General features: G+C 72.9%; 13 protein-coding genes. 7 read left to right on the top strand and 6 right to left on the bottom strand.

From position 1 onward, the window contains the following. Positions 1-46 precede the first annotated feature (46 nt). From AC3ET3_RS10140 to AC3ET3_RS10150, 3 genes are all read right to left on the bottom strand, one after another. Positions 47-1,429 carry a ferredoxin reductase family protein gene (locus AC3ET3_RS10140; protein ID WP_432155710.1) on the bottom strand — a complete coding sequence of 461 codons (1,383 nt, stop codon included), beginning with the start codon at positions 1,427-1,429 and terminating at the stop codon, positions 47-49. 78 nt (positions 1,430-1,507) lie between these two features. Further along, positions 1,508-1,969, bottom strand: a complete 462-nt coding sequence (locus tag AC3ET3_RS10145; RefSeq protein ID WP_432155711.1) for an FMN-binding protein — start codon at positions 1,967-1,969, stop codon at positions 1,508-1,510. Positions 1,970-1,979: 10 nt separating this feature from the next. Continuing rightward, the gene (locus AC3ET3_RS10150; RefSeq protein WP_435611996.1) at positions 1,980-3,332 is read right to left on the bottom strand and encodes a ferredoxin reductase family protein; all 1,353 of its coding nucleotides are present in this window, start codon (positions 3,330-3,332) and stop codon (positions 1,980-1,982) included. A gap of 148 nt (positions 3,333-3,480) precedes the next feature. On the opposite strand from AC3ET3_RS10150, the gene AC3ET3_RS10155 reads away from it, so the two are divergent. Next, positions 3,481-4,221: a response regulator transcription factor gene (locus AC3ET3_RS10155; protein WP_432155713.1), complete on the top strand. Its 741-nt coding sequence runs from the start codon at positions 3,481-3,483 to the stop codon at positions 4,219-4,221. After that, entirely contained in the window at positions 4,218-5,705 is a 1,488-nt protein-coding gene (locus AC3ET3_RS10160; protein WP_435611997.1) for a sensor histidine kinase, read from the top strand. Before AC3ET3_RS10155 ends, AC3ET3_RS10160 begins: the two co-directional genes overlap by 4 nt. A gap of 22 nt (positions 5,706-5,727) precedes the next feature. Here AC3ET3_RS10160 and AC3ET3_RS10165 read toward each other — a convergent pair whose 3' ends face one another. Next, entirely contained in the window at positions 5,728-6,315 is a 588-nt protein-coding gene (locus tag AC3ET3_RS10165; protein WP_432134474.1) for a pyridoxamine 5'-phosphate oxidase family protein, read from the bottom strand. A 157-nt stretch (positions 6,316-6,472) separates the two neighbouring features. After that, positions 6,473-7,360, bottom strand: coding sequence for a hypothetical protein (locus AC3ET3_RS10170; protein ID WP_432134473.1), 888 nt, complete (start codon positions 7,358-7,360; stop codon positions 6,473-6,475). Between the two features lie 192 nt (positions 7,361-7,552). Between AC3ET3_RS10170 and argH the strand changes: the two genes are divergently transcribed. The 4 genes from argH to AC3ET3_RS10190 all read left to right on the top strand — a co-directional run bounded on the left by argH (position 7,553) and on the right by AC3ET3_RS10190 (position 12,197). Further along, positions 7,553-8,980, top strand: a complete 1,428-nt coding sequence (gene argH / locus AC3ET3_RS10175) for an argininosuccinate lyase (protein WP_432134472.1) — start codon at positions 7,553-7,555, stop codon at positions 8,978-8,980. Between the two features lie 64 nt (positions 8,981-9,044). Next, positions 9,045-10,016: an aldo/keto reductase gene (locus AC3ET3_RS10180; protein WP_432134471.1), complete on the top strand. Its 972-nt coding sequence runs from the start codon at positions 9,045-9,047 to the stop codon at positions 10,014-10,016. A gap of 109 nt (positions 10,017-10,125) precedes the next feature. Then, positions 10,126-10,677 carry a TetR/AcrR family transcriptional regulator gene (locus tag AC3ET3_RS10185; protein WP_432134470.1) on the top strand — a complete coding sequence of 184 codons (552 nt, stop codon included), beginning with the start codon at positions 10,126-10,128 and terminating at the stop codon, positions 10,675-10,677. Then, on the top strand, positions 10,674-12,197 hold the full coding sequence (locus tag AC3ET3_RS10190) for an MFS transporter (RefSeq protein ID WP_432134469.1): 1,524 nt from the start codon (positions 10,674-10,676) through the stop codon (positions 12,195-12,197). The genes AC3ET3_RS10185 and AC3ET3_RS10190 overlap by 4 nt, the downstream gene beginning before the upstream one ends. A 43-nt stretch (positions 12,198-12,240) precedes the next feature. Here the strand turns inward: AC3ET3_RS10190 and AC3ET3_RS10195 are convergent, their stop codons facing one another. Beyond that, positions 12,241-12,912 (bottom strand): lysophospholipid acyltransferase family protein, encoded by a 672-nt coding sequence (locus AC3ET3_RS10195; protein WP_432134629.1) that lies wholly within the window; start codon positions 12,910-12,912, stop codon positions 12,241-12,243. 289 nt (positions 12,913-13,201) lie between these two features. Between AC3ET3_RS10195 and AC3ET3_RS10200 the strand changes: the two genes are divergently transcribed. Beyond that, positions 13,202-14,368: a glycerophosphodiester phosphodiesterase gene (locus AC3ET3_RS10200; RefSeq protein WP_432134468.1), complete on the top strand. Its 1,167-nt coding sequence runs from the start codon at positions 13,202-13,204 to the stop codon at positions 14,366-14,368. Positions 14,369-14,422 lie beyond the last annotated feature (54 nt).

Raw genomic sequence — 14,422 nt, forward strand, 5'->3', positions numbered from 1 at the left:
TTCCAAGCTCCTGATCTCGCGAGGCCCGCAGGGTCCCGACGACCGCTCACATCTCGAAGGACTCGTGGTGGATACGGCGGGCCGGCACCCCGGCGCCGCGCAGCGCCTCGTACACCGCCCGGGCGAACCCGGTCGGGCCGCACATGAAGACGTCGTGCTCCTCGATGTCGGGGATCTTGCGCCGCAGCGAGTCGGCCGAGATGTCGGGCCGCTCACCGTCCGGGCTGTTCACCGCGTACATCAGCCGCGCCCCGCGCTCGTCGGCGATCCGCGCCAGCTCGTCCCACAGCGCCAGGTCCTGGGTGCTGTTGGCCCGGTACAGCAGCGTGATGTCGCCGGCCGCGCCGGGCAGCGTCTCGAACAGGGCCCGCATCGGGGTGATGCCCACCCCGCCGGCCACCAGCAGCACCTTGCCCCGGCTGCGCCGGGACGCCGTCAGGGCGCCGTACGGGCCCTCGGCCCACACCCGGGTTCCCGGCGTCAGCCCGCGCAGCGCCGCGCTGTGGTCGCCGATCGCCTTGACCGTGATCCGCAGCAGGTCGGGGCGCGGGGCGGCCGACAGCGAGTACGGGTGGGAGCTGAACCGCATCCCCGGCGCCAGGAACCGCCACCGGAAGAACTGCCCGGCCTCCGCACCCATCCGGTGCAGTCTGTGTCCGCCGATGAGCACCGACACGATGCCCGGCGTCTCCTCGATGACCGCCTCCACCCTCATGCGGTGGCGCAGGTTCAGCCGGAGCGGGGTGAGGATCCGGTACCAGACCACCAGGGCGGTGACCGTGCCGTACAGCGCGTACCAGGCGGTCTTCGCCGCCGGTTCGACGGCGAAGTCGTTGCCGGTGGTGATCTGGTGCCAGAACGTCAGGAACACCGCCGCGTAGGTCAGCAGGTGGACGTGGTACCAGGTGTCGTACGGCAGCCGGCGCCGCACCCCGCCGACGGACACCAGCCCGATGACGAACAGCAGGCCCGTGCCGATGGCGGCCTTGCCCATGTCCGGCAGCTGGTTGACGGAGTCGACGGTCTGCCCGACGATGTCGCCCAGCGACTTGCCGGCCTGCAGCGCGTACCCCCACATGGTGAGGAAGACGTGCGCCACCACCAGGCTGAGCGTGTAACGGCCGCTCATCGCGTGCCAGCGCGCCACCCGGTCGGAGCCCACCCGGCGCTCCAGCGCGGGCACCCGGGCCATCTGCAGCACCACCAGCGCCATCAGGTAGCCGGCCAGCAGTCCGGTGATCCGGCCGGCGTTGAGGATCCAGCCGGTGTCGTCGGCGACGGCCGGCGTGTTGGCCCACCACAGCCCCAGCACTCCCGCCGCGCCCGCCCAAACGGCGACGAGCAGCGGGACGGCCGGGGAGCGGCGCGGACGGATGCGGCGCATCGTCTGGCGGCGGGCGGCACGCCCGCCTGCGATCGTGGTGGTCACGGTTCCTCCGTGGGGACTTGACCCTTGGCCCACAGATACGTGCCACGACGGCCGAGTGTTCAGTGCCGCGCCGCCCGTTCAGAGTCCGGCCGAGTCGAGCGCGGACTGGAGTGACTCCCGGTAACCGTCACTGGTGTACGTCGCCCCCGAGACGGTGTCGATCTCCGCGCTCTGGGCCGCCAGCGCCTCGCTGCGCAGCCGCGGCAGGGCATAGGCGTTGATCTGTTCGTCGCGCGGGTTGTCCTGCGGGTACTCCACGGCCGTCACGTCCGTGATCTTCCCGTCCCGTACGGTGATCCGGACCTGGACAGGGCCCCAGCGGGTGTCCACGGAGTCGCCGGTGACCGTCGTGTCGACCCCGCTCGTGCCGCTGGAGCCGCCCGACGCGCTCGGCGCGCTCGACGCGGCGGACGGCGGGGGCGCCGCCGCCTCGGGCGCGGTGTGCGGCTTCAGCGACAGCAGCAGGACGAACCCGGAGACGGTGGCGGCACCCGCCAGCACGATCCGGCGCAGCGGACGGGTCTTCTTCAGCGCGTGCACGTCACGGACCTCACAGCTCGAACGACTCGTGGTGGATACGGCGGTCCGGAACCCCGGCGGCGCGCAGCGCCGCGTACACGTCCCGGGCGAAGCCGGGCGGGCCGCACAGGTAGACGTCGTGCGCGTGCAGACCGGGCACGGCCGACCGCAGCGACTCGGCGTCCAGCCGGGGACGCTCGCCGTGCGGGCCGTTGAGGGCGTACAGCACCCGCGCCCCGCGCCAGGCCGCCACGGCCTCCAGTTCCCCGCCCAGCGCCAGGTCCTCCGCGCCGTGCGCCCGGTACAGCAGGGTGACCTCGCCCGGCAGCGTCTCGAACAGCGCGCGCAGCGGGGTGATGCCGACGCCGGCCGCGATCAGCAGCGACCGGGGCGAGGTCCGCCGGTCGGCGGTCAGCGCGCCGTACGGTCCCTCCGCCCACACGCGGGTGCCGGGACGCAGCAGGGCCACGCCCGCGCTGTGCGTGCCCAGCGCCTTCACCGTGATCCGCATCAGGTCCCCGCGGGGCGGCGCCGACAGCGAGTACGGCGACGAGGTCCAGGCCAGCTCCCGGGTCAGGAACCGCCACCGGAAGAACTGCCCGGCCCGCGCGTCCAGCTCGCCCAGCCGCCGCCCGCGCACCACGACCGAGTACACACCGGGCGCCTCCGGCTGCACCGACTCCACCCGCAGCCGGTGGCGCAGGTTCAGCCGTACGGGCACCAGCACCCGGAACCACAGGACCAGACCGGCCACCCCCAGGTACAGCGCGTACCAGGCGGCGGTGGCCACCGGGTGTCCGTTGAAGTCGTTCCCCAGGACGAGCTGGTGGCTGAACGCCAGGAACACGGCCGCGTAGGTCAGCAGATGCACGTAGTACCAGAACTCGTGGCTGGTACGGCGGCGCACGGCACGCATCGACGTCACACCGACCGCGAGGAGGATCACCGTGCCGAGGGTGGTCCGCAGCATCTCCGGGTAGTCCGTGACCACGGTCAGCGTCTCGCGCAGCAGTGACTGGCCGTCCTGGGCGGCGTACCCGGCGAGGATCAGCACCACGTGCGCCACCAGCAGGCAGATCGTGTAGCGGCCGGCCATCGCGTGCCAGCGCGCCACCCGGTCGGAGCCGATCCGCCGCTCCAGCAGCGGCACCCGTGCCATCAGGCCGACGAGCACCGCGCAGGCGTACCCGCTCAGCAGGCCCGCGATCCGCCCGGCGCCGGTCAGCCAGCCGGCCGCGCCGACCACGGAGCCGGTGTCGTGCCACCACAGGGCGACGACGGCGGCCGCCCCCGCCCACAGGGCGGCCAGGAGCGGTCCGGCGGGGGAGGGCCGGGCGGGCGGTGCCACGGGGGGTGCCGTGCGCGGCGGCTGGAGGGTGCTCATGGATCGGGTCCTTTCGCCTGTCGCGCCCACTGTGCGGGCCCAACCTTTGAAGGACCTCTCAACGGGACCCCGCGCGGCGGACTCAGAGGAAACTCAGAGCCGCCGCAGAGGCACACCGGTCCCGCCAGGGGCGATGCTGGAGGCAGCCATGAACACCACTCGCTCCGGGCGCCCCGCCCTGACCCGCCCCGACGGCACCCCGCTGCGCGTCCTCGTCGTCGACGACGACCCCGACCTCGCCGAGGTGCTCTCCGGGGCGCTGCGCTACGAGGGCTGGCAGGTCCGCACCGCCGGCGACGGCGCCTGCGCGCTGACCGCCGCCCGCGAGCTGCTGCCCGACGCCGTCGTCCTGGACGTGATGCTCCCCGACACCGACGGCTTCGCCGTCCTGCGCGCGCTGCACGGCGTGCGTCCGGACGTGTGCGTGCTGTTCCTCACCGCCCGGGACGCGGTCGAGGACCGGATCGCCGGGATCACCGCGGGCGGCGACGACTACGTCACCAAGCCGTTCAGCCTGGAGGAGGTCGTCGCCCGGCTGCGCGGCCTGCTGCGCCGCGCCGGGATGGCCCGCCAGGCCGAGGAGGGACCCCGGCTGACCGTCGGCGACCTGGTCATGGACGAGGAGGCCCGCGAGGTGACCCGGGGAGGCGAGCTGATCGAACTGTCACCGACCGAGTTCGAGCTGCTGCGTTTCCTGATGCGCAATCCGCGCCGGGTGCTGAGCAAGGCGCAGATCCTCGACCGGGTGTGGTCCTACGACTTCGGCGGCCGCGCCCACGTGGTGGAGCTGTACATCTCCTACCTGCGCAAGAAGGTGGACGCCGGCCGCGAGCCGCTGATCCACACCGTGCGCGGGGCGGGGTACGTGCTGAAGCCGGCGACGCGGTGAGGGCCCCGCGGTGGTCCTGGTCACCGTCCTGGCCGCGCACGCTGCGGACCCGGCTGACCGTCGGACTGGTGGTGCTGCTGGCCGTCGGCAGCGCCGCGGTGGGGGTGGCGGCCGTGGTCGAGCTGGAGCGCTTCCTGACCGGCCGGGTCGACCAGCAGCTCGCCGAGGCCGGCCCCCGCTTCCCCGCGAGCCTGGAGCGCGGCGGAGTGCCGGACGGCCGCGACGACCACGACGGCGACGAACTCGGCGACACCCGGCACCAGGCCACCGGCACCTTCGGCGCCCGGCTGGTGGACGGCGAGGTGACGCACGCGGCGGTGATCCGCTCGGGCGACGCTGCGGCGGACCTCGACGCCGGCCTCACCCCCGGGGACGAGCGCAGGCTCGCCGCCGTGCCCGTCGACGGGCACGGCCACACGATCCGCCTCTCCGGCCTCGACGAGTACCGGGTCAGGGCGGTCCGGGGACTCGACGGCGATGTCATGATCACCGGGTTGCCGCTGGAGCCGGTGGAAGCCGCCGGACACCGGCTGATGCTGGTGTCCGGCGTCGTCTTCGGCATCGTGCTCACCGCCACCGGCGTGGCCGGGGCACTGTGGGTGCGCTGGTCGCTGCGCCCGCTCAGCCGGGTCGCGGCGACCGCCACCCGGGTCAGCGAACTGCCGCTGGCCAGCGGCGAGGTGGCCCTGCCGCCGCGGGTGCCGGACGCCGATCCGCGCACCGAGGTGGGCCGCCTGGCGGCCGCCTTCAACCGGATGCTGGGGCATGTGGAGGGCGCGCTGACCAAGCGCCACGCGAGCGAGGAGCGGCTGCGCCGGTTCGCCGCCGACGCCAGCCACGAGCTGCGCACCCCGGTGGCCTCGGTGCGCGGCCACGCCGAGCTGGCGCTGCTCCATCCGGGACCGGTGACCCCGGAGGTGACGCGGGCGCTGGAGCGGATCGCGGCGGAGTCGGCCCGGATGGGGGAGATGGTCGACGAGATGCTGCTGCTGGCCCGGCTGGACGCCGGCCGGCCGCTGGAGCGCCGCCCGGTGGATCTGACCCGCCTGGTGCTGGACGCCGTCACGGACGCGCGCGCCGCCGGTCCCGGCCACCGCTGGGAACTGGAGCTGCCCGAGGAGCCGGTGACCGTCGAGGGCGACGCCCACCGTCTGCACCAGGTGGTGGCCAACCTGCTGGCCAACGCGCGTCTGCACACGCCCCGGGGCACCAAGGTGACGGTGGCCCTGCGGGTGGCGGACGCGGAGGCGGTCCTCACCGTGCACGACGACGGGCCGGGCGTCCCCGCCGAGATCCGGCCCACCGTCTTCGAACGCTTCACCCGTGCCGATCGCCGCCGCGTGGACGCCTCCGGCGGAGGAGCGGGCCTGGGCCTGTCGATCGTGTCGGCGGTGGTCGCGGCCCACGACGGGAGCGTGCGGCTGGACAGCGAGCCGGGGTCGACGACGTTCACCGTACGGCTCCGGGCCACGTCGGCGTCCTGACCGGGGAGCCGGGGGCCGGGCTTCAGGTCACCGACGGGGGCAGCGGCAGCGGCAGGCCGGGCAGTCCGTCCATGCTGACGGCGATGTGCTCCTTCGTGCCGAAGTAGGCGTCGAGCGAGGCGTCGTCCTCCCGTTCGAAGCGCCGTCGGTGCAGGTCGCGGTCGGCGTCGTAGGTCATGAAGGGCACCGCGTAGCCGCAGGTGTCGCGGACGAGTTCGGCGCGGACGACGATGATCGCGCGCAGCCCGTGCGGGCGGGGGTCGATGTCCGGGAAGCGGGCGAGGAGCCCGGGGAAGCGGGGGTCGTCGCGGAAGACCGGCTCACCGCGCCCGTGCACCCGCACGATGTTCGGCGGCCCCTGGAAGGCGCACCACATCAGTGTGATCCGCCCGTTCTCGCGGAGGTGGGCGACGGTCTCCGCGTTCGATCCCGCGAAGTCCAGATAGGCCACGGTGTGCTCGTCGAGCACCGCGAAGGAGCCCTTGAGGCCCTTGGGGGAGAGGTTGACCGTGCCGTCGCCGGACAGGGGCGCGGTCGCGGTGAAGAAGACCGGCTGCGACTCGATGAAGGACCGGAGCCTGCCGTCGATGCGTTCGTGGGTCTTTCCCATGAGCGACGAGTATCCGGCAAGATCTTTCATCTGTCTAAGGAGTTTGCCCCCCTCGCTCGGGCGCGGACCCCGGACGCGGGCCCCCGGGCACCGGTGCCCGGCCCCGGAGCGCCGCCCCGGCGGTATGACGCACCGGGGCGGCCTCGGGTCGGTCAGATCACTTGTTCAGGGCGCAGCCGGCCAGGGCGTCGAGGCCCTGCGGGCGGTCCGCCGTGCGGCCGATGGCCGTGGCGATGCGGTTGATCGTCGCGACGCGCTTGCTCTGCAGCGGGCCGAGGATGGCGTTGTCGACGAAGTTGGGGCCGCCCTGTCCGACGGTGTTGACCAGGCGCGTGTTGGCCTCCTGGATCTGCTTCTGGAGGAGGGCGAGGTTGCGGTCCACCTCGGCCTGCGCGGAGGCCGGCACGTCGGGCAGCCGGGAGGCCACGTCCGGGCAGGTGATGGTGCCGACGGCCGCGTTCCCGGCACCGCCGCCGGCGTTCCCGTTGCCGTTGCCGTTGTTCCCCGCGTTCCCCATGTCGCCGGCGTTGTTGTCGCCCGCGTTTCCGTTGTTCTCGGCGTTCCCCGCTCCGTCCCCGGCGTTCCCCGCCCCGCCCCCGGCGTTCAGCACACACCCGGCGAGCGATTCGAGCCCCTGCGGCTTGGCAGCCGTGCGCCCGATGGAGATGGCGATCCGCTCGATGGTGGACGCGCGCTTGCCCTGCAGCGGGCCGAGGATGGCGTTGTCGACGAAGTTGGGGCCGCCCTGTCCGACGGTGTTGACCAGGCGCGTGTTGGCCTCCTGGATCTGCTTCTGGAGAAGGGCGAGGTTGCGGTCCACCTCGGCCCGTGCGGAGGCCGGCACGTCCGGCAGCCGCGAGGCCACGTCCGGGCAGCTGATCGTCCCCGGCGACGCGAGGGTCCGGGCGGCGGTGGTGTCCTTCTTCTCGGACGTCTCCCCGGCGAGGGCGGAACCGGCGATGACGGCGCCGGAGAGCACCACGGCGGCGGCGCCGCCGATGAACGCCACGCGACGCTTGTTGTACTTCGGAAGAGCCCTGGACATGCGGATGCCTCACTACGGGTCGGAGGGTTCGTCGGTCGAATCGCGGCGCCTGCGTTCGGCGAGAGGTACGAGCAAGCGGTTTCCCGCGTTCAAAGAGGCGCGGGATCCGGCAGGAATTGACGAATCATGCAGTGCTCTGCATAATCATGCAGAAGTGCGGTTCGTCCGTCGACACACCGAGGAGCAGCGCAAGTGAGCAGCAACAGCGGAGACGTCCGGCTCTGGGGCGGCCGTTTCGCCGACGGTCCCGCCGAGGCCCTGGCCAAGCTGTCCGCGTCCGTCCACTTCGACTGGCGGCTCGCGCCCTACGACATCGCCGGTTCGCGTGCCCACGCGCGCGTGCTGCACCGGGCGGGGCTGCTCACCGAGGACGAGCTGGCCCGGATGACCGCCGGGCTGGACCGGCTCGAAGCCGACGTGGCGGACGGCTCCTTCGTCGGCACCGTCGCCGACGAGGACGTGCACACCGCCCTGGAACGCGGCCTGCTGGAGCGGCTCGGCCCCGACCTGGGCGGCAAGCTCCGGGCCGGCCGGTCCCGCAACGACCAGGTGGCCACCCTCTTCCGGATGTACCTGCGCGACCACGCCCGGATCATCGGCGGTCTGATCGCCGACCTCCAGGACGCGCTGATCGGCCTGGCCGAGGCTCACCCGGACGTGGCGATGCCCGGCCGCACCCACCTTCAGCACGCCCAGCCGGTGCTCTTCGCCCACCACGTCCTCGCGCACGTCCAGTCGCTGTCCCGGGACGCCGAGCGGCTGCGCCAGTGGGACGCGCGTACGGCGGTCTCGCCCTACGGCTCGGGCGCGCTCGCCGGCTCCTCCCTGGGCCTGGACCCGGAGGCGGTCGCCCAGGACCTCGGTTTCGAGCACGGCTCGGCGGCCAACTCCATCGACGGCACGGCCTCGCGCGACTTCGTCGCCGAATTCGCCTTCATCACCGCGATGATCGGGGTCGACCTCTCCCGGATCGCCGAGGAGATCATCATCTGGAACACGAAGGAGTTCTCCTTCGTGACCCTGCACGATGCCTTCTCCACCGGCTCGTCGATCATGCCGCAGAAGAAGAACCCGGACATCGCGGAGCTGGCGCGCGGCAAGAGCGGCCGGCTCATCGGCAATCTGACCGGCCTGCTCGCCACCCTCAAGGCCCTCCCGCTCGCGTACAACCGCGACCTTCAGGAGGACAAGGAGCCGGTGTTCGACTCCTGCGACCAGCTGGAGGTCCTGCTGCCCGCCTTCACCGGCATGATGGCCACCCTCACCGTGCACCGCGAGCGCATGGAGGAACTGGCGCCGGCCGGCTTCTCGCTGGCCACCGACATCGCCGAGTGGCTGGTCAGGCAGGGCGTGCCGTTCCGGGTGGCGCACGAGGTGGCCGGGGAGTGCGTGAAGGTCGCCGAGGCCGAGGGCAAGGAGCTGGGCGACCTGACCGACGAGCAGTTCGCGAAGATCTCCTCCCACCTCACCCCCGAGGTCCGCACGGTCCTCGACGTCCCCGGCGCCCTGGCCTCCCGTGACGGACGCGGCGGTACGGCGCCCAGCGCGGTCGCCGTCCAGCTGGCCGAGGTGAAGGCGGACGTCGCGGCCCAGCACGAGTGGGCGACCGCCAGGAAGTGAGGTGAGGGCATCGCGGGTTACGTTGGTCGGGCAGCGTCAAGGAACCGACCGAACGGAGCCCGCGATGCCCTTCGCCCGCCTGGCCTCTGCGACGACCCCCACCTGCCACATCGGCCTGGGGCTGGCCGCCGTCGGCCGCCCGGGCTACATCAATCTGGGCCGGGACCGCGACCTGCCCGAGGACCGCACCGTCGACGCGCTGCGCGAGCGCACCCACGAACTCCTCGACGCCGCCTACGCGCAGGGCGTGCGCTACTTCGACGTCGCCCGCTCCTACGGCCGTTCCGAGGAGTTCCTCGCCGACTGGCTGCGCGCCCGCCCCGACGTCGACGACGTCGTCATCGGCAGCAAGTGGGGCTACTCCTACACCGCCGACTGGTCCACCGAGGCCGAGGTGCACGAGGTGAAGGACCACGGCCTCGCGACGTACGAGCGGCAGCGCGCCGAGAGCCGGGCCCTGCTCGGCGACCGCCTCGACCTCTACCAGATCCACTCCGTGACCCCCGACAGCCCCGCGCTCACGGACAAGGAACTCCACGCCCGGCTCGCCGAGGCCGCCGCCGAGGGCCTCACCGTCGGCTTCTCCACCAGTGGCCCCGACCAGGCCGCCGCCGTCCGCGCCGCGCTCGCCGTCACGGTCGACGGCGAACCCCTCTTCCGTACCGTCCAGTCGACCTACAACGCCCTGGAGACCTCGGCCGGCCCCGCGCTCGCCGAAGCGTACGACGCCGGGCTCACGGTGATCGTCAAGGAGGGCATGGCCAACGGGCGGCTCGCCGAGCCGAACGCGCCCGACGCGCTGAAGGCGGTGGCGCGGGAGACCGGCCTGGGCTGCGACGCGGTCGCCCTCGCGGTGATCCTGCGCCGGCCGTGGGCCGGGGTCGTCCTCTCCGGCGCCGCCACCACGCTCCAGCTCGCCTCGAACCTGCACGCCCCGGCCGTCGACCTCGACGAGGACCAGGCGTCCCGGCTCGCCGCCCTGGTGGAGGAGCCCGGCGCCTACTGGGAGCGGCGCGGGTACCTGCCCTGGCACTGACGGCACCTGCCCCGGGTCCCGCCCGAAGACCGGACGTCCATCCCACCCAGCCTGAGCCACGCACGCCTATTGTGAGACGTGACTGTCTCACATGGGTTATGGTTGTCTCATGGCTGTCGATCGTGACCAGGTGCTCCGCAGCGCCGCCGCCCTGCTGACCCGGAGATCCACCGCGACCATGGACGAGGTCGCCAAGGCCGCCGGGATCAGCCGGGCCACCCTGCACCGGCACTTCGCCGGGCGGGACGCGCTCGTCCGGGCGCTGGAGTCGCTCGGCATCGCCGAGTGCGAGGCCGCCCTGGACGCGGCCCGCATCGACGACGGCCCCGCGGCCGACGCGGTACGGCGCCTGGTCCGCGCACTGGAGCCCGCCGCCGGGCTGCTCGCCTTCCTCTACACCGAGAACCAGCTGTTCGAGGGGGAGGAGGTCGACGCGGGCTGGTCCCGGATGGACGACCGGATCTCCGCCCTGTTCCGGCGCGGCCAGCTGGACGGCGAGTTCCGCATCGACCTGACGCCGGCGTGGCTCACCGAGGCGCTGTTCGGACTGCTCGCCTCCGGCGCCTGGGTCGTGCAGAGCGGCAAGGGCGCCCCCAAGGACTTCCACCACATGACCACCGAGCTGCTGCTCGGCGGCGCACTGCGAAGAGAGGAATCATGACCAGCACCCTGCGGCCGGCGGTCACGGCGGAGACGGAGGGGCGCCCGGGCCGCTGGCTCGCGCTCTGCGTCCTCGTCCTCGCCGTGCTGCTGGTGGCCGTGGACGCCACCGTCCTCGGCCTGGCCACCCCGTACATCAGTGAGGACCTGAAGCCCTCCGGCACGCAGCTGCTGTGGATCGGCGACGTCTACTCCTTCGTCATCGCCGGTCTGCTGGTCTCCATGGGCAGTCTCGGCGACCGCATCGGCCGCAAGCGGATCCTGCTGGGCGGCGCCACCGCGTTCGGCGCGATGTCCGTGCTGAACGCCTACGCCACCACCCCCGAGGCGATGATCGCGGCCCGTGCGCTGCTCGGAGTCGCCGGCGCGACCCTGATGCCGGCCACCCTCGCGCTGATCCGCAACCTCTTCCACGACCCGCGCGAACGCAGTCTGGCCGTGGGCATCTGGGGCGCCACGGCCTCCGCGGGCACGGCGGTCGGCCCGATCGCGGGCGGGTTCCTGCTGGAGCACTTCTGGTGGGGCTCGGTCTTCCTCGTCAACCTGCCCGTGATGGCGGTCCTCGTCGTGGTCGGCATCCGGCTGCTGCCCGAGTCCCGCGACCCGCACCCCGGCCCCTGGGACCCGGCCAGTGTCCTGCTGTCGCTGGTCGGCATGATCGGCCTGGTGTACGCCGTCAAGGAGGCGGCCGCGCACGGCGTCACCTGGCCCACCCTGGCCGCGGGCCTGCTGGGCGCGGGCGCGCTGTACGCCTTCGTGCGCCGCCAGCTGACCCTGCCCGACCCCCTGCTGGACATGCGGCTGTTCACCGACCGCGGCTTCAGCGGCGCGGTCCTCGCCGACCTGCTGACCATCCTGGGCCTGTCCGGGCTGGTGTTCTTCCTCTCCCAGTACCTGCAACTCGTACAGGGCAGGCCTCCGTTCGAGGCGGGCCTGGCCGAGCTCCCGGCGGCCGTCGGCGCCGTGGCGGCGGGCCTGGTGGCCGGCCGCGCGGCTCGCCGGTTCTCGGTGCGCTCGGTGGTCTCCGGCGGCCTCGCGGCGGTCGGCCTGGCGCTGGCCGCGCTGGCCACCGTGGACGCCTCGACCGGCTATCCCCTGCTCGGCGCGGCCCTGCTGGTGGTCGGCGTCGGCGCCGGGTTCTCCTTCACGGTGACCGCCGACGTCATCCTGTCCACGGTCTCGAAGGAGAAGGCCGGCGCCGCCTCCGCCGTCTCCGAGACGGCGTACGAACTCGGCGCGGCCCTCGGCATCGCGGTCCTCGGCTCCATCGTGACCGGCGTCTACCGCGGCTTCCCGGCTCCCGCAGGCACCCCGGCGGAGGCCCACGAGTCCCTCGGCAACGCGGTGGAGACGGCGCGGGCCCTGCCGCCGGACACGGCCCGGGCGCTGCTGTCGTCGGCCCGCGACTCCTTCGTCGACGGCTTGACGACAGCGGCCGCCGCGGGCGCGACGGTCCTGCTGGCGGCGTCGGTGGCGGCGTGGTTCATGCTGCGAGACGCCCGGCTGGAGAGCCGGCCGTAGCGAAGCGGGGCGGCGCCACTGGTGCCGCCCCGGCAACGGCTCCTTAGGCCGCCTTCGCCTTGGTCGCGTACATGTCCACGTACTCCTGCCCGGACAGCCGCATGACCTCGGTCATCACCGAGTCGGTCACCGCCCGCAGCACGTAGCGGTCCCGGTCCATCCCCTCGTACCGGGAGAACTCCAGCGCCTCACCGAAGCGAACGGTCACCCGGCACGGCCGCGGGATCCCGGCCCCGCCCGGCTGGATGCGGTCCGTCCCGATCATCGCGAAGGGGACCACCGGCGCACCGGTCATCAGCGTCAGCCGCGCGATCCCGGTGCGCCCCCGGTACAGCCGCCCGTCGGGCGAGCGCGTCCCCTCGGGGTAGATGCCGAACACCTTGCCCTCGTCCAGGATCCGCCGCCCGGTCATCAGCGCGGCGACGCCGCCCTTGCCGCCGTCGCGGTCGACGGGGATCATGCCGACCCCGGTGAAGAACCAGGCCATCAGACGGCCCTTGAGGCCCTTGCCGGTGACGTACTCGTCCTTGCCGATGAAGAACACCTGACGGTCGCAGACCAGGGGCAGGATCATCGAGTCGATGAACGTCAGGTGGTTGCCGGCCAGGATGACCGGCCCGTCGCCGGGAATGTTCTCCACGCCCTCGACCCGTGGGCGGAACATCAGGCGCATGACCGGTCCGAGCACTGCCTTGATGAGCGCGAAGCGGGACAACGGGTCCTCCGACGTCAAGGGATTGCGGTATGACTCTGTGCAGGTGAGGACGATACTCGCGGTGCCCGGGGTGACGCACATCGGGTACCCGGGGGTTCACCGAGGCCTTACGAACTATTGACGCGGTCTTGCCTTCACCACCGTCGAGGAAACGCCACGTCACACGGTCCGTCACATGGCTGGAACGACACGCACCGTCACCCGTCCGTTCCACCCGGCGCTTCCCTTGCGTCATGTCCACGCCCCTACGATCGGCGCGCACCGACCCGAGCCGACGGCAGGAGGCCCCATGGCAGCACAGGAGTCGAACGAGCAGGCAGCGGCCAGGACCGGACGGCGGGCCCTGCTGGGCGCGGCCGTCCTCGGCACCGGGGGAGCGGTCCTCGGACTGCCCGGGACGGCGCGGGCGGCCGGGGCCCGGCACGGCGGAGGGATGAAGAACCTTCCGGTACCGACGATCATCGGCCATCGCGGCGCCAGCGGGTACCGTCCCGAACACACCTTCGGCTCCTATGAACTGGCTCTCGACCTGGGCGCCGACATCGTCGAGGCGGGCGACCTGGTGCCCACCAGGGACGGGCACCTCGTCTGCCGTCACGAACCGGAGATCGGCGGCACCACGGACGTGGCCGACCATCCCGAGTTCGCCGACCGCAGGACGACGAAGACACTCGACGGGACCTCCGTCACCGGCTGGTTCACCGAGGACTTCACGCTCGCCGAGCTCAAGACGCTGCGCGCGGTCGAGCGCATCCCGGCCAACCGCCCCCACAACACCCTCTACGACGGCCGCTGGGAGATCCCCACCTTCGAGGAGGTCCTCAGGTGGCAGGACGAGCAGACCCGCAAGCGCGGCAGGCAGGTCTGGATCTACCCCGAGACCAAGCACCCCACCTACTTCCGCCGGCTCGGCCTCGGCCTGGAGGAGCGGGTCGCCAAGCTGCTGCGCAGGCACCGCAAGGACCGGCGTGACTCCCCGGTCATCGTGCAGTCCTTCGAACCCAGCAGCATCCAGCGCCTGAACAGGCTGGTCGACAACCCGCTCGTGGTGCTGCTGTCCGGCCCCGCCTCCCGCCCCTGGGACTTCGTCGAGGCGGGCGACCCGCGCACCGTCGCCGACCTGGTCACCCGCAGGGGCCTGCGCGAGATCGCCTCCTACGCCCAGGGCATCGGCCCCACGCTCGACCTGGTCATCCCCAAGGACGCGGACGGCCGCCTCACCGAGCCGACCACCCTGGTGCGGGACGCCCACGCGGTCGGCCTGGTCCTGCACCCCTGGACGATGCGCAACGAGAACCCGTTCCTGCCCGCGGACTTCCGCGAGGGCACCGCCCCGGACGCCTACGGCGATGTCTTCGGCGCCTACCGCACCTACTTCGCCACCGGCATCGACGGCGTCTTCACCGACCAGCCCGACACCGGCCTGCTGGCCCGCGAGGAGCACCGGCGCGCCTGACGCCCCCCATTGGGGTGACGCCGGCCCGCCCGGGCAACCCGCGGCCCGGGCGCC

Source organism: Streptomyces sp. bgisy159 (assembly GCF_057707805.1).